Source organism: Hafnia alvei (genome assembly GCF_900095695.1).
Lineage (GTDB): Bacteria > Pseudomonadota > Gammaproteobacteria > Enterobacterales > Enterobacteriaceae > Hafnia > Hafnia alvei_B.
In genome coordinates, this window is the sequence record NZ_FMIQ01000014.1 from 105,215 (window position 1) to 125,097 (window position 19,883).

The following is a 19,883-nucleotide window of genomic DNA, read 5'->3' on the forward strand; positions in this document are numbered from 1 at the left end:
TAGAGAACCTTAAATAACAAAGAGTGGAATCAAAAATTAAGCCTGTGGGATCACCAGCGTTTGTCCAATCTGGACTTCACCTGATTTCATCTTATTAGCCTGCTGAATTTTGCTCATGCTCACACCATAGCTGGCGGCGATTTTTGTCAACGTATCACCACGTTTTACCGTATGAGTCACACGCTTGGCTTTGGTGCTTACGGTTTTGCTCGCGGCTGTTTTGCTAGCAGTTGCAGATACCGCAGCAGCCGCTACGCGATTCCCAGCAGGAACTTTCAGCCTTTGCCCAACCCAAACGCCTTCTTTCTTCAGGCTATTTTGCTGCATCAGCTTGGTCATGGTCGTGCCGTAGCGATTGGCGATGCCCAGCAAGGTTTCACCGCGCTTCACAACGTGAATCTGCGTTGCACCAGAACTCACGCTGCTCGTGCTCTCACTCACAATACGGCTTGCAGTTGGTGTTTTGCTAGAGCTACCGGCCGACACTAAGCTCTGCGGCCGGTTTTCGACCTTTGGGCCATTTTGCAACGGATGCGAAAGGAAATAGCTCCGCACCCCCTTATAAATAGCCTGCGCGATTTTCTCTTGATAGGCAGCGCTGCCCAACAAGCGTTCTTCGCCAGCATTACTAATAAAGCCCGTTTCTACCAGCAGAGACGGAATATCCGGCGAGCGTAGAACGCCTAAGCTTGCGTGTTCAGGGCGACGTTTATGCAGATTGCCAATGGACTGCATTTGACGAATCACCTGCACCGCGACGTCATAGCCAACGCGCTGGGAATGGCCGAACTGCAAATCGAGAACCGCTTGGCTAAGGTACTTATCGTCTCCGCTATTGGCTAATACATCACCCGCGCCACCCAGCAATTCTGACTGTTTCTCGTGTTGTTCCAGCCATCCCGCCATCTCACTGTTAGCACGACGGTTTGACAACACCCATACAGACGAACCGGTCGCACTGCGATTTGGTGCCGCATCCGCATGAATTGAAATCAACAGATTGGCCTGTTGCTTACGCGCCACATCGGAACGCCCCATGACAGAAATAAAGTAGTCACCGGTGCGGGTTAATACCGGCTTAAACATCGGGTCGTCATCCATCAAATTCTGTAAACGCTTGGCAATCGCTAACGTTACGTTCTTCTCACGCAGGCCATTGCCGCCAATCGCGCCGGGATCTTGCCCACCGTGTCCGGCATCGATAGCAACGACCACCTGCGAACCATCAGATCGCGAGCTACGGCGCGAAACGGGAACAGCAGGTGTTTCAGTGGTGGTGACAACCGTTGGCTTGGTTGGATTAAATGGATTTCCGCCGTTTGATGGCGCAGTGGCTGGCGCTACGCTGCGCGCCGAACCATGAGAAGTCGTACGCGGTTGATTAAACACCGGTTTTGGCGCGGCCACAGGGGCGTCATATTTCAACGTAAAAACAACCATCTGCCCTTGATTAGAGGCACTCACCTTGGCTTTGCGCGTCACATCAAAAATCAGTTGAACGTTATTATCGCCCGCAATACTACCCGCCCGAATTCGGCTCAGCATATTCTCGCCGCTGAACGTCATCGGCAGGCCACTGGTGATTTTTTTAGTTTCAGAAATATTAACCAGCACCCGATTTGAACTCGGCTGGGAAGAAAAAGTATAGGTGGGTGCTCCGTTGAAACTCAGCGTCACGCGCGCTTCGTTTTTGCCGTTTGAAACCTGAATATTGGTCAGCTGCGCCGCACTAATCGCGCCAGAGAACAGCAGTCCTAACAATCCTAACCACGTTACCGTACAGATTCGCTTCCACATGCGCATCATCGACTACCCTTGTTGCCCGTTCAATCGTGCCAAAATCGACTGGCCATGTGGCGTATGAGCGTCAATCGACGCTTCTCGGCCCTCGCCCTGATAAGCCATATGCAGGCTCAGATCTGGATTTGGTAAAAAGCCTTCGCCCTGCTGCGGCCACTCCACCAAACAGATGGCATTCTCATCAAAATAGTCGCGGATCCCCATAAACTCGAGTTCTTCAGGATCGGCCAAACGATATAAATCGAAGTGATAAACGTTCATAGGCGTTAACGCATAGGGTTCAACCAAGGTATAGGTTGGACTCTTAACGTTTCCCTTGTGGCCTAACGCCTGTAAAAAACCACGGCTAAAGGTGGTTTTGCCCGCACCTAAGTCACCATATAAGTAAATAACGGTCGCACTATCACAGGCGTTCGCCAGTGAAGTACCCAATGCGATGGTTGCCGTTTCATCCGGCAAAGAAAGTACGATGTTTTTCATAATAGTTATTTCTTACTGGTTCTTTATTAAGGTTTTTCTTTAGGATCAGCGTGTTCGATAACAGTTTGCTATGGCAATACGTCAGACTCTTAAGCCGTCTTAGGGTTCACATAATGGCGAATAGCGGCAAAAAGATCTGTCGCTAACATGCCGCGCTCACCAAACTTTTCAGCAATTTCATCGGCCGCCGCACCGTGTACCACGCATCCAGAACAGGCAGCATCATACAGCGGAAGCTTTTGTGCCAGCAAACCGCCGATAATACCAGACAAAACGTCCCCCATCCCGCCGGTTCCCATCCCAGGGTTTCCCACATCCGCAACGGACACGTTTTTTTCGCTGGCAATTAGCGTTCCAGCACCTTTTAGCACCACCACGCCGCCATATTTTTGCTGAAGTTTTTTTACCGCCTTCATTCTATCTAGTTCAATGTCAGCCACACTGCAATTTAGTAGCCTTGCAGCCTCACCAGGATGCGGTGTCAAAATACGTTGCTGATTCACACTCGGTGACTGTGCCAATAAATTCAGCGCATCGGCGTCCCACAGCATCGGTTTTTCGAAACGTTGAAGTTGCTGCACGGCTTGGCGAGCCCACTCTGTTTGACCTAAACCGGGGCCAATCACAATCACGTCAGCCCAATCAAGCGCGGCTTCAAGCGAAGCTTTGGTTAACGCCTGCACCATCATCTCAGGGCAAGACGTTAGCAATGGCGAAATATGCTCAATGTGAGTAAGTACTCGCACTAATCCAGCACCGCTACGCAGCGCGGCCTCACCCGCCATGCGAATAGCGCCAGCCATACCGTGATCGCCACCGATCAGCACGAGACGACCATTATCGCCTTTATGCGAACACGGACGTCGAGGATGCAGCCACGTATTCAGCAGGCTGGCATCAAGCCGCGCAATCGGCGCATTCTGCTTTTTGAGCCAGTGAGATAAGCCCAGCTCGTCACAATGTAATGTGCCGACCACATCGCGGGCATATCCGGTGAGTTGCCCAGGTTTGCAGGCAATAAACGTTTGAGTGTGCTGAGCCTGAATAACAGCGCCATCTGCATGGCCGGTATCGGCATTCAGACCAGAGGGAATATCAAGAGAGAGTATCGGGGCAGGATGCTGATTTGCCGCTTGAATCAATGACGCATACGGCTCACGCGGTGCCGCACGTAAACCAATGCCGAACAGCCCATCAATAATCAGTTCAATATCACCAGCAAATTCCGTGCTAACGCCCTGAATCTCGCCACCGGCGCGGATCCAAGCATCCTGAGCCTGCTGCGCCTCCGGCGGTAACGGCCCATTATGCTCAACCGCAACCAACGTGACCAGAATGCCTAATTGCCGCGCTAAACGCGCCACGACATAGCCATCACCGCCGTTATTGCCATGACCGCACAACACCAACCAGCGGCGAGTGGTGGGATAAAATTGTCGCGCGCGATGAAAAGCAGCCTGTCCTGCACGTTCCATTAGCTGATACAAAGATAACCCCAGCTCAGATACCGCTCGCTGCTCAAGCTCACGCACGTTATCCGCAGGATAAACAGAATATGGTAAACTGGAGTTGAAATGTTTCTGATAATGGCCCGTCATGACACACCCCCTCGATCTCAATCAGTTAGCCCAACATATCAAGCAATGGGGGCAATCGCTAGGATTCCAGCAGGTTGGAATATGTGATACCGACCTATCGGTTGAAGAGCCGCGCCTGCAGGCATGGCTCGATAAGCAGTATCACGGTGAGATGGCGTGGATGGCGCGCCACGGCATGATGCGAGCCAGACCGCACGAATTACATCTCGGCACGTTGCGGGTTATCAGCGTGCGTATGAACTATCTTCCAGCCAACGCGTCTTTCGCTAAAACACTCAAAAATCCACAACTAGGCTATGTGAGCCGCTACGCCCTTGGGCGGGATTATCACAAGCTGCTACGTAATCGGCTTAAACGTTTAGGCGATATGATCCAAGAGTATTGCATTGGTATCGACGTTAACTCTCGCCCATTCGTGGATTCCGCCCCTATTTTGGAACGTCCTTTAGCCGCTAAAGCCGGAATTGGCTGGGTTGGTAAACACTCACTAATTTTGAACAAAGAGGCGGGGTCCTGGTTCTTTTTAGGTGAGCTATTACTCGATCTCCCACTCCCAGTTGATAAGCCTCAAGAAGAGCAATGTGGCCGCTGCGTGGCCTGCATCACCACGTGCCCAACCGGCGCAATTGTTGAGCCTTATGTCGTGGATGCCCGCCGCTGCATTTCCTATCTCACCATCGAGCTAGAAAGCGCCATACCGGAAGAGTACCGGCCGCTGATGGGTAATAGAATCTATGGATGTGATGATTGCCAGATGATCTGTCCGTGGAATCGCTTTTCTCAGCTAACGGAAGAAGGCGATTTTAGCCCGCGCCAAAATCTGCACACGCCAGAGTTGATCGCGCTGTTTCAGTGGGATGAAAAGACCTTCCTAAAAATCACCGAGGGTTCAGCCATTCGTCGCATTGGACATCTGCGCTGGCTGCGCAATATTAGCGTCGCTTTGGGTAATGCTCCCTACGACGCACAGATTATTCCTCTGCTGCAATCAAGAATGGGATTGTCTGAAGTTTTAGATGAACATATCGAATGGGCGGTTAAACAACAGCAAGAAAAACGCAGTGAAAACGCAATAGAAATTCAGACCAGTCAACAGAAGCGGCTTATTAGAGCCATTGAGAAAGGCCTGCCGAGAGACGCATGACCCACTGGGAATATCATGTTTATCAGCGTTAAATTTTGTTGCCCTTTGCCTGTGCATAAAAATAAATTTAGTTTGTGATTCAACAGCAAGACAAAGTGCAAGTGATCCATATGCCATTTTTAACATTAAATTAATTAAGTTAAATCAAATAGTTAATTTAATGGTCTTGTGCTGGTTCTAGGAAGGTATGAGAAAGATATGCTGGCTAGCCTGTGGATAACTCTGTTCATGAAAATCATACTGATTATGACAAATAGAGAAACTGCCCACATGAGGCATCACTAAATTTAGAAGAATTTTAAGAAGAAAATTGGAGCGGGAAACGAGACTCGAACTCGCGACCCCGACCTTGGCAAGGTCGTGCTCTACCAACTGAGCTATTCCCGCATTTGACGCTTTAGCATCGACACCTTACTACTGGGTCAGTAATAACGGCGTTAGAAATTGGAGCGGGAAACGAGACTCGAACTCGCGACCCCGACCTTGGCAAGGTCGTGCTCTACCAACTGAGCTATTCCCGCATTGTCGTGCAATTTCGTATCAAACACTGATTAAAACGATATCCGAAGAACTCGTAATTCCGTGTCGGTACGGGGAGCGCATTATACGAGAATTTCTTTCCCCTGCAAGCCCCTAACAAGAAAATTTTTTAAATTTCGTTCGTTTGCCGATAAAAACGGCAACAAGCGCGAATTATCGACAACATCCGGATAAAAAACAACTATTGCGTTAAATATCGGTGGTTCGCAGCGTAAATACCGCGATGAATATCCGCTAAAAATCTTCATCGCGGCGCGTTAGCGCTTCAAAGTGCTAGCGTTTAAAGCTTGATAAAGTTTTCACGGTAATAGGCGAGCTCTGCCACAGATTCGCGGATGTCATCCAACGCTTGATGCGTCCCCTGCTTTTTGAAACCTGGCAAAATCTCGGGCTTCCAGCGACGTGCCAATTCTTTCAGCGTACTCACGTCCAGATAGCGATAGTGGAAATACTTTTCCAACTCAGGCATATAACGGAACAGGAAACGGCGATCTTGCCCTACGCTGTTACCACAGATAGGAGAAACGCCCGCAGGCACCCACTGCTGTAGAAACTCAATGGTTTTCTGTGCGGCGGTTGCGTCATCAATAGTGCTGGCTTTAACGCGATCAACCAAGCCACTACCGGTATGCGTGCGCACGTTCCACTCATCCATCAGCGCCAACTGTTCATCCGATTGATGTACCGCAATCACCGGCCCTTCTGCCAGAATATTCAAATTGGCATCGGTCACCAACGTCGCAATCTCAATGATGCGATCGACTTCGGGATCAAGCCCCGTCATTTCTAAATCGATCCAGATTAAATTTGTTTCACTTTCACTCATTGCGGCCTCGGCTCTTCTTCTTCATCAATAGCGTGTATCATAGTCTTTTTGGCGACAACGAGCGATGGTCGTCAATTTCAGATTCGTTTTTGATATGGGTTTGCATGCCCGCCGAACGTGGCGCTGCATCAAACTAACGTCGAGTTCGTTCAAACAAATGAGTGAGGCGCAGTGAGTAAGATCAAACTATCGAAAGGCCAACAACGCCGTGTGCAGGCAAACCATCAGCGTCGCCTGACCAAAACTGATAATAGACCAGAACTGGATGACTCCCTGTTTGGCGAGCCACAAGAAGGGATTGTTGTCAGCCGTTTCGGCAAACATGCCGACGTTGAAGCCGCCGATGGCACTCAGCACCGCTGTAATATCCGTCGAACCATTCGTTCACTGGTTACCGGCGATCGCGTGGTGTGGCGTTCTGGCGCACAGCCGGGCGTAAAAGGCATTGTGGAAGCCGTGCATGAACGCACCTCAATGCTAACTCGTCCCGATTTCTACGACGGTCTAAAACCGATTGCCGCCAACATCGACCAAATCGTTATTGTGTCGGCCATCTTGCCCGAACTGTCGCTGAATATTATCGATCGTTATCTGGTCGCCTGTGAAACCTTAGAAATTGAGCCATTGATTGTGCTCAATAAAATCGATTTGCTTGATGACGAAGGGCGTAAATTTGTCGAAGAAGCGATGGATATCTATCGCCATATTGGCTATCGCGTACTCATGGTATCAAGCCACACGCAGGAAGGTATCTCTGAACTACAGAATGCCCTCACCGATCGCATCAGCATTTTTGCGGGCCAGTCCGGCGTGGGGAAATCCAGCCTGCTGAATGCCTTACTGCCAGAACTCAACCCTATCTTGGTGGGCGCCGTTTCTGATAACTCAGGTTTAGGCCAGCACACCACCACGGCGGCGCGTCTTTACCACTTCCCACAGGGCGGGGATATTATCGACTCCCCAGGGATCCGCGAGTTTGGCCTATGGCATCTCGATCCAGAACAGGTTACGTTGGGCTTCATTGAATTCCGCAAATACCTCGGTAGCTGCAAATTCCGCGACTGTAAGCACGACAACGATCCCGGTTGCGCGCTGCGTGAAGCCGCAGAAAACGGCGAGATTGCCGAAGAGCGCTATGATAACTATCACCGCATTTTAGAAAGTATGTCGCAGGTAAAAACGCGTAAAAACTTCTTTAACGAAGATTAGAATTTTCTGATTATTGATTGAGTTATAGAATAATTGTGTCCGCATCACGTTAGCGTGTCTCTCGTGATGCGGCCTCAAATATTAAGAATATAAACGGGCGTGCCTATCTGGTGCGGCCTCAATGTGACCTAGGTCACCGCAAAAGCATCACGGTTTTGCTTTAGTGGCGTGTTATTCACCACTCCTTGGATGGTGGAAAATCAGCATGCGAAGTGTTAAAAAGCAGACCAATTTATTGAGAATTTATTCCGACGGCGCAAATTTTTATTCCAGCGTCCCTCGGAAACTGACCCATTGGAAGAGGCTAACGTGCTCGATAGCATTAAAATTAAACTTCAATATTTACTGCCTAAACAAGGCCTGACTCGTCTTGCTGGTTGGGGCGCGAACAAAAAGGCTGGCTGGCTGACCCAAGCGGTTATCAAAGCTTTCGTTGGCTATTACAAAGTAAATATGAAAGAAGCGCTCTATCCAAACCCTGAGCACTACAAAACGTTTAATGAATTCTTTGTTCGTCCACTGCGCAGCGGTGTGCGTCCGGTTGCCGATCACGCCGACGGACTGGTTTTACCTGCCGACGGCGCAATCAGCCAATTAGGTAAAATCGAACAAGGTAAAATCTTGCAGGCCAAAGGCCATGACTACTCTCTAGAAGCCCTGTTAGCTGGCAACTATTTGTTGGCCGACGAATTCAAAGATGGTCATTTTGCCACGACCTACCTGTCGCCACGTGATTACCACCGCGTTCATATGCCTTGTAACGGCGTATTGCGTGAAATGATCTACGTTCCTGGCGATCTGTTCTCGGTAAACCCGCTTACTGCCGCTAACGTTCCTAATCTGTTCGCACGCAATGAGCGTCTAATTTGCATTTTTGACACAGATTTCGGCCCAATGGCACAGATTTTAGTCGGTGCAACGATTGTCGGCAGCATCGAGACCGTTTGGTCTGGAACGGTGAACGTAACTCGCGAAGGTATTATTCAGCGTTGGACTTACCCAACTGCGGGTAATGAAGGCGCGGTAGTGCTGAAAAAAGGCGAAGAAATGGGCCGCTTCAAACTTGGCTCTACGGTTATCAACCTGTTTGCCGCCAACCGCATCGAATTTAACGCCACGCTAGCCAGCGGAGCCAAAACGCTCATGGGGGCTGAATTTGCTCACGGCGTTAGTGCAGCGGTACCCGCAGAAACCGTGATCGCAGAAGACATCGTCGAGCAGACCGAAACACCTGCCGCAGAGTAAAACGCGTAGTGGCAAGCCACAATTGATGTGGGCTTGCCATCTTTCCCGCCTTTATTCTTTAGTTTATATACCCAAAATAATTCAAGTCGCATTGAGGCGGCGACGCAGTGAATCCCTAGGAGTTTACATAAGTAAATGACTGGGGTGAGCGAGGAAGGCCAACAAAGATGCCACTTGAAGTATGACGGGTATAAAGAATTAATCCGAGAAACGTTCGTAAAAAGAAAGGAAGAGTTATGCGCCTGATTACCAAATTGTTGATAACCGGGTTACTGATGTTATCCCTTCCACTTAGTGCGAACGCCGCACTGAATGAGCAACAGCTCGCCCAAGAACTCAAACAAGCCGAATCCAATAAAAATACCCCCAATCAGGCTGAACTGGTTGAGGCGCTTCAGAGCGCAATTAACTGGCTTAATGAGAGTAAAGCGTCTGCTCAGCGTACTCAGCAATATCAGAAATCCATCAGCGATTTCCCCAAACTCACGCGAGAACTCCGCCAACAGCTCAGCGATGAAAGCACCCCACCGCTGCCCGCGGCATCGATACCTGCTAGCGACGCAGAACAACAAATTCTGCAAATTAGCAGCCAGCTGCTGGAAGTTTCACGTCAGTTACAGCAAGAACTCGACCGCTCGCGTGTTATCAGTGATTCGCTGAGTCAGGTTCCCCTCAAACAGGCTACCGCCCGCAAGGACTTAACGGAGGCCGAACGCCGCCTGCAAAATCTGGTTGTCACCAGTTCTCCGTTGGCGCAGGCGCAATCAAACCAGCTACAGGCCGAGGTCGCGGCACGTAAAGCGTTGGTCGACGAACTCGAGCTGGAACAGCTTTCTGCTAATAACCGTCAGGAATTGGCGCGTCTACAGGCAGATGTACTGCGCAAACGCCATGAGCGCCTCGATCTTCAGTTACAAGATTTGCGTAACTCGCTGAATATTCAACGTCAGCGTGAAGCCGAACAGGCCTTAGAACGAACTCAACAATTAGTTGAACAAAGCGGGGATTTACCCAAATCAATTTCCGAACAGCTAAAAATCAATCAGGAACTATCCCGCGCATTGAATGAGCAAGCGGCGCGCATGGATGATATTGCCAATCAACAGCGAACCGCCGCGGCGCAAACTATTCAGGTGCGTCAGGCTCTAAGCACCATTCGTGAACAAGCCCAGTGGCTAGGAGTTTCCACCGCGTTAGGGGAAACGCTACGTGCGCAGGTTGCGCGTTTGCCTGATATGCCTAAACCGCAGCAGCTCGATGGGGATATGGCCAAACTGCGTGTTCAACGTCTATCTTTTGAAAACCTGCTCAACAAAATTGAACCGGCCGCCGACTATAAACAAAACGATGGTAAGCCCTTAACAGCTTCACAGCAGCGTTTGTTACAGCCGCAGCTTAAAACACAGCGCGAGCTACTGAACTCGCTGCTTTCCGGCTGTGATTCGCAAATCCTAGAATTAACCAAGCTCAAAGTCGCCAACACCCAGCTTATTGATGCGCTGACCGAGATTAAAGACGCCACCCACCGTTATCTTTTCTGGGCGGCAGACGTCGATCCTCTAGGCGTGAGTGCACCGTTAGACGTTATACAGAGCCTCAACCGCCTGCTGTCATTGGATACGCTTTCTCAGCTTAGCCAAGCGTTTCTCATGATGCTAACCACGAAAGAAACGCTGTTACCGCTGTTTGGTGCCCTATTACTGGTTGGCTTTAGTTTTTATTCTCGCCGCCATTATCAGGCCTTTATGGAGCGTGCCAGCAGTAAGGTTGGTAAAGTAACCCAAGACCATATTTCGCTCACGCTGCGCACGGTGTTCTGGTCAATTCTCGTGGCGTTGCCGCTGCCGGTGCTGTGGGCGGCGTTAGGTTATGGATTACAAAATGCATGGCCTTACCCGATGGCCGTTGCCATCGGTGATGGCGTAACGGCTGCGTTACCGGTGCTGTGGGCATTTATGATCAGCGCCGCATTTGCCCATCCAAACGGACTGTTCATTGCGCATTTCCGTTGGGAAGAACAACCGGTTAAGCGCGCAATGCGTTACTACCTCATGTCGATTTGGCTGATCGTGCCGCTGCTAATGGCGCTCGTCACCTTCGATAATCTCGACGATCGTGCGTTTGCAGGCTCGCTGGGGCGCGCCTGTTTCATCATGCTTTGTGTGGCGCTCAGCCTGCTAACCACCAGCCTGAAACGTGCAGGCATCCCGCTTTACCTCAACAAGCAGGGCGACGGCGAAAATCTCATTAACCATGCGCTGTGGTGGATTTTGCTGTGTGCACCGCTGGTAGCCGCTTTCGCTTCTCTGCTGGGCTATTTCAACACGGCGCAAATTTTATTAGCCCGTCTAGAAAGCTCGGTGGCCATCTGGTTCATCTTGTTAGTGGTGTATTACATCATCCGCCGTTGGATGTTGATTCAGCGCCGCCGTATCGCCTTTGAGCGAGCCAAACAGCGCCGTGCAGAACGCTTAGAGAAGCGAACCAAGGGTGAAGAAGACTCAACTCCGCACAGCGTCGAAGGGAGTCAGGACATTGAAGAGCCAGTGGTCGATCTCGACGCTATCAGTGCTCAATCGCTTCGGTTGGTTCGTTCGATTCTTACCATGATTGCGCTGGTATCGCTTATTTGGCTGTGGTCTGAATTACATTCAGCCTTCGCATTTTTAGAGAACATTCGTCTGTGGGATGTGACCAGCTCATCGCAGGGAGTTGAAAGCCTGCAGCCTATTACGCTCGGCGCGGTGCTAATCGCGATATTAGTCATGATCGTCACGGTGCAGCTAGTCAAAAACCTGCCAGCGCTGCTGGAACTTGGGTTGCTGCAACACCTTGATTTAACGCCAGGCACCGGATACGCCATTACCACCATCACCAAATATCTGTTGTTGTTGATAGGCGGTCTAATTGGCTTCTCAATGTTGGGTATTGAATGGGCGAAATTACAATGGTTGGTCGCCGCTCTGACCCTCGGTTTGGGCTTCGGTTTACAGGAGATCGTTGCTAACTTTGCCTCAGGTCTGATCATCTTGTTTGAAAAACCGATCCGCATCGGCGATACCGTGACAATCCGCGATCTCACCGGATCCGTGACCAAAATCAATACGCGCGCAACCACGATTTCAGACTGGGACCGCAAAGAGATCATTGTGCCCAACAAGGCCTTTATTACTGAGCAATTTATCAACTGGTCGTTAAGCGATGCCGTCACCCGTGTTGTGCTTACCGTTCCTGCCGAGGCAACAGCCAGTAGCCAAGAAGTAACAGACGTTCTGCTTGAAGCGGCATCCAAATGCTCGCTGGTGTTAGAAACGCCCGCGCCAGAGGCATATCTTGTGGATATACAACAAGGGATCCAGATTTTCGAGCTGCGTATTTACGCTGCTGAAATGGCGCACCGCATGCCACTGCGACACGAGATCCATCAGTTGATCTTGGCTGGCTTCCAGCAGCACGATCTGAAACTGCCGTTCCCACCGTTCCAAGTGAGCACCGATACATTGCGGCAGGCGCGAGGAAGTATAAGAAGGACGTTTACGACTGGGGGGCTATAACCTCAGTTATTAAATAACGATGAGAAACTTTGCCTGCCATAAATGCAATGGCGGTGTAAGGTTTCGTTCGCCTATCCGCTGCTGTATTCATATACAAACTACGTAGTAGGCGACCGATGAGGGGCGCCAGCGCGCGCCCCTTCAATCCTCGCGCTTTTTATCCGAGACGCCATCTCCGCTCCGGTTTGGTATCGCCCATCCCGGGCGCCCCAAACTCCACCGGTACATCCCTGTACCGGCGGCTCTCTCTACCAAGACTTAAACGATTAAAAGATAAGAAAGAAGAGATAATAAAATCTTTGTCTTTTTTATGTTTAAAAAATGCGATTTAGAGCCGCCAGCAGGGATGCTGGTGGCAGGTTGAGGGCGCACAGGACGTGCGCTCCGAGACCGGTCGGCCAAACGACTCGGTGAAAAGCGCGAGAGTGAAGAGGTTGCGCGCTGGCAACCTCTTCTCGGACGCCTACGTCTGCGGTTTCATAGAAACACAAATGCTCACGGGCGGACGAAATCTTTCACCGCTCTCACATAAAAGATTCTAAATGCAAGGCAGCGTGGCTTGAGCCAAAAATTACCTACGCCCTATCCACCGGAAACGCAATCACTTCACTTAACCGTTCTGCTTTAAGCGCCAGCATAATCAATCGATCAACGCCAAGTGCGACACCCGAGCAATCCGGCAAACCGTGCTCTAGTGCCGCCAGCAGATTCTCATCCAGTGGATGCTCTGGCAAGCCCATTGCAGCGCGTTTACGGTTATCTTGTTCAAAGCGCATACGCTGCTCGCGTGCATCCGTTAACTCATGGAAACCATTCGCCAGTTCGATGCCTTTGTAATAGACCTCAAAACGCTCTGCCACACGGTGATCTTCGGTGCTGATTTGCGCTAAAGAAGCCTGCGAGGCAGGGAAATGATACACAAACGTTGGCTTATCACGGCCAATATTCGGCTCCACGCCAAAGGTAAACAGCAGCTGTAGCAGCGTATCGCGATCTTCTTCTTGATCGGCCACGTTGCTCAGATCGAGCTTCGCCGCCACTTCGCGCAGCTGTACTTTATCGGCAGAAAGCGGATCCATATCCAAATGACGAATAAACGCCTGCTGATAGGACAGCGTTTCGGCGCTGTCGCATTCCAATACCTGTTGCAGAAGATCGTCGACTTCATTCATTAAACGGTACATGTCGTAGTGTGGGCGATACCACTCCAGCATGCTGAATTCAGGATTATGATGTCGACCTGACTCTTCATTGCGGAAGCTTTTTCCGAGCTGATAGATAGGACCACTGCCTGCAGCTAACAGGCGCTTCATGTGGTATTCCGGGCTGGTCATCATGTATAGCGTCATGCCCTGCGCCGCACCAGGGCCCACAAAGTGGGTTTGGAATGGCACAAGATGAATGTCCGTTACCGTGGCCTGACTCATCGCAGGCGTGTCGACTTCAAGAACACCGCGGTCCGAGAAAAATCGGCGAATGGTGGACACGATTGTCGCGCGCTTCAACAAATTGGCGATAGGGGCACTTGGCTGCCAGCTTGCCGTTTCGCTCATGATAATTACTCCGCTATAAAACAGGATGTGCAGTCTACCCGCATCATCGCAGGCAGACAAACCATTGGCGCTCACTGAGTGAGCTAATAACCACTAGGCAAAACTATTGGCTGCTCTATATTCTTTAAAAAGAACATAAAATAAATAAAAACCACGAGAACAGGCAAAAATAGCGCTGATATCACATTTTTGTACTACGGTTATTAGGAAAAACAGCAAAACAATCGATCACATCAAGTTTCTACTACTTCGTTTTAGGTATAATTTCATCACTTGAACTTATAAATCCTAGCCATTCCCGATGCGTACTAAAAGAGAGCAACTGTTTGAATATCTGCTACTACTTCTCTTTAGTGCGACATTTGGAATGGTTATTCATTTTAATTGATATTGACAATTGATCACCCGGAGGAATGCAGTGCAAACCTTTAACGCAGACCTTGCCATCGTCGGGGCAGGGGGTGCTGGTTTACGTGCAGCAATTGCAGCAGCGGAAGCCAACCCTCAACTGAAGATCGCGCTTATCTCTAAAGTATATCCAATGCGTAGCCACACCGTGGCCGCAGAAGGCGGATCAGCGGCCGTTACTCAGGCTCACGACTCATACGACTACCATTTCAACGATACCGTTGCTGGTGGTGACTGGCTTTGTGAACAGGATGTGGTGGATCATTTCGTCCATAACTGTCCTCGCGAAATGGCTCAGCTTGAGCAATGGGGTTGCCCTTGGAGCCGTAAACCTGACGGTTCCGTTAACGTTCGCCGTTTTGGCGGGATGAAGATTGAGCGTACATGGTTCGCCGCGGATAAAACCGGCTTCCATATGCTGCACACTCTTTTCCAAACTTCCTTAAAATATCCACAGATTCAGCGCTTTGATGAGCACTTCGTTCTCGACATTCTGGTCGACGAAGGCAAAGCACGCGGCCTTGTTGCCATGAATATGATGGAAGGTACTCTGGTTCAGATCCGTGCAAACGCCGTGGTTATGGCAACAGGCGGCGCAGGCCGTGTGTATCGCTACAACACCAATGGCGGCATCGTGACCGGCGACGGTATGGGCATGGCGTTAGATCACGGTATTCCTTTACGCGATATGGAATTTGTTCAGTATCACCCAACCGGCCTGCCGGGTTCAGGGATCCTGATGACTGAAGGCTGTCGTGGTGAAGGTGGTATTCTGGTCAACAAAGATGGCTATCGCTATCTGCAAGACTACGGAATGGGCCCTGAAACCCCACTCGGCGAACCAAAAAACAAATACATGGAACTGGGTCCACGCGACAAAGTTTCTCAGGCATTCTGGCACGAGTGGCGCGCAGGTCGCACCATCTCTACTCCGCGCGGCGACGTGGTCTATCTGGACCTGCGTCATCTGGGTGAGAAAAAACTGCTGGAGCGTCTGCCGTTCATCTGTGAGCTGTCTAAAGCTTACGTGGGCGTCGATCCGGTTAAAGAGCCGATCCCAGTTCGTCCAACTGCGCACTACACCATGGGTGGTATTGAAACCAACCAGACCTGCGAAACCCGCATTCAGGGTCTATTCGCCGTGGGTGAATGTTCTTCTGTTGGTCTGCACGGTGCAAACCGTCTGGGTTCTAACTCTCTGGCAGAGCTGGTGGTATTTGGCCGCGTTGCGGGCGAACACGCTGTTCAGCGCTCACAGGAAGCGACTCCGGCTAACGGCAGCGCGCTAGATGCACAGGCAAAAGACGTTGAAGCACGTCTGCACGCGCTGGCTAATCAGGAAGGTACTGAAAGCTGGGCGAAAATCCGTGACGAGATGGGCATGTCAATGGAAGAAGGCTGTGGTATCTACCGTACTACTGACCTGATGCAGAAAACCGTTGATAAATTGGCCGAACTGAAAGAACGTTTCAAACGCGTCAAAATCACTGATAACTCTAGCGTCTTCAATACCGACCTACTGTACACCATCGAATTGGGTCACGGCCTGAACGTGGCTGAATGTATGGCTCATGCGGCAATCAACCGTAAAGAATCCCGTGGCGCGCATCAGCGTCTGGATGAAGGTTGCACCGAGCGTGATGACGTTAACTTCCTGAAGCACACCCTGACATTCAAAAATGCCGACGGCCTCGCCCCACGCATTGAATACAGCGACGTGAAAATTACCAAACTGCAACCAGCGAAACGTGTATACGGTGCTGAAGCAGAAGCTCAGGATGCAAAGAATAAGGAGCAAGCGAATGGCTGAGATGAAAATCTTAAAAATGGAAGTCATGCGCTATAACCCAGAACAGGATGCCGAGCCGCATTTCGTGACGTATGACGTCCCGTATGACGAAACGACTTCCCTGCTGGATGCGTTAGGCTACATCAAAGATAATCTGGCTGCCGACCTGTCTTACCGCTGGTCTTGCCGTATGGCAATCTGTGGCTCTTGCGGCATGATGGTTGACCGCGTGCCTAAGCTGGCGTGTAAAACCTTCCTGCGTGACTACCCAACCGGTATGCGCGTTGAAGCGTTAGGCAACTTCCCAGTAGAACGCGATCTGGTGGTCGATATGACTCACTTTATCGAAAGTCTGGAAGCCATTAAGCCATACATCATCGGTAACAACCGTAAACCAGAAGACGGCACCAACCTGCAGACCCCAGCTCAGATGGAAAAATACCATCAGTTCTCCGGCTGCATTAACTGTGGTCTGTGCTACGCAGCCTGCCCACAGTTTGGTCTGAACCCTGAGTTCATCGGCCCAGCCGCTATCACTCTGGCACACCGTTACAATCTGGATACCCGTGACCACGGGAAGAAAGAGCGTATGCCTGTTCTGAACTCCGATAACGGCGTTTGGACTTGTACCTTCGTCGGTTATTGCTCAGAAGTTTGTCCAAAACACGTCGACCCAGCCGCAGCTATCCAGCAAGGCAAAGTTGAAAGTGCGAAAGACTTCATGATCGCGATGCTGAAACCGCAATAAGGGAGGATGAATCAATGACGACTTCAACTAAACGCAAACCTTATGTGCGTGGCATGCAGGCTAACTGGTGGCAGAAACTCGGTTTCTACAAATTCTATATGCTGCGTGAGAGCTCTGCTCTGGGCAACGTATGGTTCAGCATCGTGCTGATTTATGGAATTTTCTCCATGAAAGACGGCGCTGCTGGCTGGGAAAGCTTTGTCGCTTTCTTACAGAACCCACTGGTACTGATCCTGAACATCATCTCATTGCTTCTGGCTGCACTTCATACCAAAACCTGGTTTGAGCTTGCTCCAAAAGCGGCCAATATCGTGGTTGGTGACACGAAAATGGGCCCTGGTCCGGTGATCAAAGCCCTTTGGGTTGTGACCATCATTGCGACTGTGGTCATTTTGGCCGTTACCCTGCTATAACCGTAAAGGAGAACATTGTGGATAATAAAGTATACAAACGTTCTGACGAGCCGGTTTTCTGGGGGCTATTTGGTGCAGGCGGCATGTGGGGGGCAATCATTGCGCCCGTCGTAATTCTGATCGTTGGCATCATGCTGCCTCTGGGCTGGTTCCCAGATGCACTGACTTTCGAACGTGCGCTGAGCTTCAGCCAGAGCTTCATTGGCCGTATTTTCTGGCTGCTGATGATCATTCTGCCGCTGTGGTGTGGTCTGCACCGTATGCATCACATGATGCATGACCTGAAAATCCACGTACCTGCGGGTAAGTGGGTATTCTACGGTTTAGCAGCGATTCTAAGCGTGGTTGCGCTGATCGGCGTATTCACGCTGTAATTAGCCATTTCGCTGACTATGAAAGCCTCCTCTTGGGAGGCTTTTTTATTGGTTAGATTTCCACGATCGGGTCTACACTTTAACGGTATCCATTTGAAAAGGAGCCGTTATGCCTGTTTGGTCTCGCATTGCCGCTGTTCTTACAGCACTGCTCTCCGTTGGCTGTAGTACTAAGCCACCGCCTGACGTTACCGTCGTCAGCGACTTTCAATTGCCCCGCTATCTCGGCAACTGGTATGAAATTGCCCGGCTAAATCATCCTTTTGAACAGGGATTAGATCACGTCACGGCGCATTACAGCATGCGTGAAGACGGCGGTGTAAAGGTCGTTAATCGTGGATTTAACGCTGAAAAACACCAATGGAAGGAGAGTATCGGCAAGGCTTATTTCGTTCAGTCACCGAACATTGCTTCGCTCAAGGTTTCTTTCTTCGGCCCATTTTACGGCGGTTACAACGTGATTGAGTTGGATAGCGAATATCGCTATGCGCTAATTTGCGGACCTAATAAGAACTATCTATGGATACTGGCGCGTACGCCTACCCTAGATGACAGCGTGAAGCAAAAGCTACTGGCAACCGCCCAGCGCTATGGATTTAAAACTCAGGATTTAATTTGGGTGAATCAATCACCTATCGATATGAGCCCGCCTCGATAGAGGCGAGCTGTAACGCGAGCGAGGCTAAGATTATTGGCTACTGAATTTCAACCCCAGTATCCCGATAACGATCAGGCACAAGCTGATAATTCTCGGCAAGCTCGCTGATTCCCCCAGCAGCACAATCCCCATAATTGCCGCCCCTACTGCGCCAATTCCCGTCCACACGGCATAAGCGGTGCCTGCCGGTAAAGTTTTCATCGCATGCGCCAGCAGCACCATACTCACTACCATGGCAGCAATAGTAATAATGCTCGGCGTTAAACGAGAAAAACCATGGGTATATTTTAGGCCAATTGCCCAAACAACTTCCAAGAGACCAGCGACCATCAGAATGATCCAAGACATGCGATTTATCCACAACGATGGGGTCGTCCCCGAATTAAGATACGTACACAGGTCGTCCTGCGCAGTTTTTTGAATGGTGAAGCGCGGTTAGAATACGATGATTTTGAGAAAAAGTTAAGAAGAGGAAATATCAGGGCGTAGGCAACAAGACAACGCCCTTGCGTATGACTAATAAAAGCTACTGTGCGGCGCGCTGAATCGCCTGACCACCGGCCTCTACATCTTCACCCGCACCACGAGTGGTATTACAGCCAGCCAGAGCGGCAAGAACTAACAGAGAACATACTAATGCGATGCTTTTCTTAATCATTGCTATCTTCCTTATCTGCGATTTTAAAAGTAATGCCTTCTAAGCGTAGACAAGAAATCAGCAGTAGGCGAAAAAACATCACCGCGCTTAATTAATTAGCTCGCAACCCGTGAAATCGCGCCACCGAGATGCTGCACGTCCTCACCAAATCCGCGGGCGGTGTTGCAACCGCTCAAAGCCGCTAACGCACTCACCATCAATGCCAACACAACGATTTTCTTTATCATATTTATCCGTGTTCCTCATGCGAGCCATTTGGGTAAAAAAAAACCGCGTTATACGCGGCTTTTTTAAAACAAATTAGCTTTCTTCGCAATTACTTAACGCGAGAAACATATTCGCCAGAGCGGGTGTCAACTTTGATCACTTCGCCGATCTGTACGAACAATGGAACTTTAACCACTGCGCCAGTGCTCAGGGTTGCAGGTTTACCGCCGGTACCTGCGGTATCACCTTTCAGACCTGGATCGGTATCAACGATTTCCAGCTCTACGAAGTTTGGAGGAGTAACCTGAATTGGACGGCCGTTCCACAGAGTTACGATACACTCTGCCTGATCCAGCATCCATTTAGCGTTATCGCCGATGGCTTTCTCATCGGCAGCCAGCTGCTCGAAGGTTTCGTTGTTCATGAAATGATAGAACTCACCGTCGTTGTACAGGTAAGTCAGGTTCAAGTCGACAACGTCCGCGCCTTCTGCGGAGTCAGTAGATTTAAAGGTTTTTTCAACACGGGTGCCGGTCAGCAGGCGACGCATTTTAACGCGAGCAAAGGCTTGGCCTTTACCTGGTTTAACGAACTCGCTGCTTTCTACTGCATAAGGCTCGCCCTCGAACATGATTTTAAGACCGGGACGGAAATCGTTGCTAGAATAAGTCGCCATAAA

18 protein-coding genes and 2 tRNA genes are annotated in these 19,883 nt (G+C 50.2%); 9 read left to right on the plus strand and 11 right to left on the minus strand.

Features of this window, described 5'->3' with window-relative positions:
- Nucleotides 1-36 precede the first annotated feature (36 nt).
- The 3 genes from amiB to nnr all read right to left on the minus strand — a co-directional run bounded on the left by amiB (nt 37) and on the right by nnr (nt 3,878).
- Nucleotides 37-1,806, minus strand: coding sequence for an N-acetylmuramoyl-L-alanine amidase AmiB (amiB, locus tag BN1044_RS05210; protein ID WP_072307827.1), 1,770 nt, complete (start codon nt 1,804-1,806; stop codon nt 37-39).
- 3 nt (nt 1,807-1,809) lie between these two features.
- The gene (tsaE, locus tag BN1044_RS05215; protein WP_025798750.1) at nt 1,810-2,280 is read right to left on the minus strand and encodes a tRNA (adenosine(37)-N6)-threonylcarbamoyltransferase complex ATPase subunit type 1 TsaE; all 471 of its coding nucleotides are present in this window, start codon (nt 2,278-2,280) and stop codon (nt 1,810-1,812) included.
- An 89-nt stretch (nt 2,281-2,369) separates the two neighbouring features.
- Nucleotides 2,370-3,878 (minus strand): bifunctional ADP-dependent NAD(P)H-hydrate dehydratase/NAD(P)H-hydrate epimerase, encoded by a 1,509-nt coding sequence (gene nnr, locus BN1044_RS05220; protein WP_072307828.1) that lies wholly within the window; start codon nt 3,876-3,878, stop codon nt 2,370-2,372.
- Between nnr and queG the strand changes: the two genes are divergently transcribed.
- Nucleotides 3,877-5,022: a tRNA epoxyqueuosine(34) reductase QueG gene (gene queG, locus BN1044_RS05225; RefSeq protein WP_072307829.1), complete on the plus strand. Its 1,146-nt coding sequence runs from the start codon at nt 3,877-3,879 to the stop codon at nt 5,020-5,022. The two genes, nnr and queG, sit on opposite strands and share 2 nt — an antisense overlap.
- A 311-nt stretch (nt 5,023-5,333) precedes the next feature.
- Here queG and BN1044_RS05230 read toward each other — a convergent pair.
- From BN1044_RS05230 to orn, 3 genes are all read right to left on the minus strand, one after another.
- Nucleotides 5,334-5,409 (minus strand) — tRNA-Gly (locus tag BN1044_RS05230).
- A 58-nt stretch (nt 5,410-5,467) separates the two neighbouring features.
- A tRNA-Gly gene (locus tag BN1044_RS05235) sits at nt 5,468-5,543 on the minus strand.
- A gap of 299 nt (nt 5,544-5,842) precedes the next feature.
- Nucleotides 5,843-6,388, minus strand: a complete 546-nt coding sequence (orn, locus tag BN1044_RS05240) for an oligoribonuclease (protein WP_072307830.1) — start codon at nt 6,386-6,388, stop codon at nt 5,843-5,845.
- Between the two features lie 171 nt (nt 6,389-6,559).
- Between orn and rsgA the strand changes: the two genes are divergently transcribed.
- The 3 genes from rsgA to mscM all read left to right on the plus strand — a co-directional run bounded on the left by rsgA (nt 6,560) and on the right by mscM (nt 12,396).
- Nucleotides 6,560-7,597, plus strand: a complete 1,038-nt coding sequence (rsgA, locus tag BN1044_RS05245; RefSeq protein ID WP_072307831.1) for a small ribosomal subunit biogenesis GTPase RsgA — start codon at nt 6,560-6,562, stop codon at nt 7,595-7,597.
- Nucleotides 7,598-7,906: 309 nt separating this feature from the next.
- Complete coding sequence (asd, locus tag BN1044_RS05250) at nt 7,907-8,842, plus strand: archaetidylserine decarboxylase (RefSeq protein ID WP_072307900.1); 936 nt, start codon at nt 7,907-7,909, stop codon at nt 8,840-8,842.
- A gap of 236 nt (nt 8,843-9,078) precedes the next feature.
- Nucleotides 9,079-12,396 carry a miniconductance mechanosensitive channel MscM gene (gene mscM / locus BN1044_RS05255; RefSeq protein ID WP_072307832.1) on the plus strand — a complete coding sequence of 1,106 codons (3,318 nt, stop codon included), beginning with the start codon at nt 9,079-9,081 and terminating at the stop codon, nt 12,394-12,396.
- 575 nt (nt 12,397-12,971) lie between these two features.
- On the opposite strand, the gene epmA is transcribed toward mscM, so the two are convergent.
- On the minus strand, nt 12,972-13,949 hold the full coding sequence (gene epmA / locus BN1044_RS05265) for an elongation factor P--(R)-beta-lysine ligase (protein WP_025798737.1): 978 nt from the start codon (nt 13,947-13,949) through the stop codon (nt 12,972-12,974).
- 418 nt (nt 13,950-14,367) lie between these two features.
- Here epmA and frdA point away from each other — a divergent pair, with 418 nt between their 5' ends.
- The 5 genes from frdA to blc all read left to right on the plus strand — a co-directional run bounded on the left by frdA (nt 14,368) and on the right by blc (nt 18,339).
- Nucleotides 14,368-16,167, plus strand: a complete 1,800-nt coding sequence (gene frdA, locus BN1044_RS05270; protein ID WP_040046330.1) for a fumarate reductase (quinol) flavoprotein subunit — start codon at nt 14,368-14,370, stop codon at nt 16,165-16,167.
- Entirely contained in the window at nt 16,160-16,894 is a 735-nt protein-coding gene (locus BN1044_RS05275; RefSeq protein ID WP_025798733.1) for a succinate dehydrogenase/fumarate reductase iron-sulfur subunit, read from the plus strand. Before frdA ends, BN1044_RS05275 begins: the two co-directional genes overlap by 8 nt.
- A gap of 14 nt (nt 16,895-16,908) precedes the next feature.
- A complete protein-coding gene (gene frdC / locus BN1044_RS05280; protein ID WP_040046331.1) occupies nt 16,909-17,307 on the plus strand; it encodes a fumarate reductase subunit FrdC in 399 nt (132 codons plus the stop codon).
- A gap of 17 nt (nt 17,308-17,324) precedes the next feature.
- Nucleotides 17,325-17,681, plus strand: a complete 357-nt coding sequence (gene frdD, locus BN1044_RS05285) for a fumarate reductase subunit FrdD (RefSeq protein ID WP_072307833.1) — start codon at nt 17,325-17,327, stop codon at nt 17,679-17,681.
- Nucleotides 17,682-17,790: 109 nt separating this feature from the next.
- Entirely contained in the window at nt 17,791-18,339 is a 549-nt protein-coding gene (gene blc / locus BN1044_RS05290; protein WP_072307834.1) for an outer membrane lipoprotein Blc, read from the plus strand.
- Nucleotides 18,340-18,369: 30 nt separating this feature from the next.
- On the opposite strand, the gene sugE is transcribed toward blc, so the two are convergent.
- The 4 genes from sugE to efp all read right to left on the minus strand — a co-directional run bounded on the left by sugE (nt 18,370) and on the right by efp (nt 19,880).
- Nucleotides 18,370-18,687, minus strand: coding sequence for a quaternary ammonium compound efflux SMR transporter SugE (sugE, locus tag BN1044_RS05295; RefSeq protein WP_025798724.1), 318 nt, complete (start codon nt 18,685-18,687; stop codon nt 18,370-18,372).
- Nucleotides 18,688-18,865: 178 nt separating this feature from the next.
- Entirely contained in the window at nt 18,866-18,997 is a 132-nt protein-coding gene (locus BN1044_RS05300) for an entericidin A/B family lipoprotein (protein ID WP_008814834.1), read from the minus strand.
- Between the two features lie 95 nt (nt 18,998-19,092).
- Nucleotides 19,093-19,194: an entericidin A/B family lipoprotein gene (locus tag BN1044_RS05305; RefSeq protein ID WP_372338158.1), complete on the minus strand. Its 102-nt coding sequence runs from the start codon at nt 19,192-19,194 to the stop codon at nt 19,093-19,095.
- A 119-nt stretch (nt 19,195-19,313) separates the two neighbouring features.
- Nucleotides 19,314-19,880 (minus strand): elongation factor P, encoded by a 567-nt coding sequence (gene efp, locus BN1044_RS05310; RefSeq protein ID WP_025798719.1) that lies wholly within the window; start codon nt 19,878-19,880, stop codon nt 19,314-19,316.
- Nucleotides 19,881-19,883 lie beyond the last annotated feature (3 nt).

What these genes read in the sequence shown, in the direction of transcription:
- amiB (WP_072307827.1), bottom strand. Translation starts at nt 1,806, where the DNA reads ATGATGCGCATGTGGAAGCGAATCTGTACGGTAACGTGGTTAGGATTG.
- tsaE (WP_025798750.1), bottom strand. Translation starts at nt 2,280, where the DNA reads ATGAAAAACATCGTACTTTCTTTGCCGGATGAAACGGCAACCATCGCA.
- queG (WP_072307829.1), top strand. Translation starts at nt 3,877, where the DNA reads ATGACACACCCCCTCGATCTCAATCAGTTAGCCCAACATATCAAGCAA.
- nnr (WP_072307828.1), bottom strand. Translation starts at nt 3,878, where the DNA reads ATGACGGGCCATTATCAGAAACATTTCAACTCCAGTTTACCATATTCT.
- orn (WP_072307830.1), bottom strand. Translation starts at nt 6,388, where the DNA reads ATGAGTGAAAGTGAAACAAATTTAATCTGGATCGATTTAGAAATGACG.
- mscM (WP_072307832.1), top strand. Translation starts at nt 9,079, where the DNA reads ATGCGCCTGATTACCAAATTGTTGATAACCGGGTTACTGATGTTATCC.
- epmA (WP_025798737.1), bottom strand. Translation starts at nt 13,949, where the DNA reads ATGAGCGAAACGGCAAGCTGGCAGCCAAGTGCCCCTATCGCCAATTTG.
- BN1044_RS05275 (WP_025798733.1), top strand. Translation starts at nt 16,160, where the DNA reads ATGGCTGAGATGAAAATCTTAAAAATGGAAGTCATGCGCTATAACCCA.
- frdC (WP_040046331.1), top strand. Translation starts at nt 16,909, where the DNA reads ATGACGACTTCAACTAAACGCAAACCTTATGTGCGTGGCATGCAGGCT.
- blc (WP_072307834.1), top strand. Translation starts at nt 17,791, where the DNA reads ATGCCTGTTTGGTCTCGCATTGCCGCTGTTCTTACAGCACTGCTCTCC.
- sugE (WP_025798724.1), bottom strand. Translation starts at nt 18,687, where the DNA reads ATGTCTTGGATCATTCTGATGGTCGCTGGTCTCTTGGAAGTTGTTTGG.
- BN1044_RS05300 (WP_008814834.1), bottom strand. Translation starts at nt 18,997, where the DNA reads ATGATTAAGAAAAGCATCGCATTAGTATGTTCTCTGTTAGTTCTTGCC.
- BN1044_RS05305 (WP_372338158.1), bottom strand. Translation starts at nt 19,194, where the DNA reads ATGGTGAGTGCGTTAGCGGCTTTGAGCGGTTGCAACACCGCCCGCGGA.
- efp (WP_025798719.1), bottom strand. Translation starts at nt 19,880, where the DNA reads ATGGCGACTTATTCTAGCAACGATTTCCGTCCCGGTCTTAAAATCATG.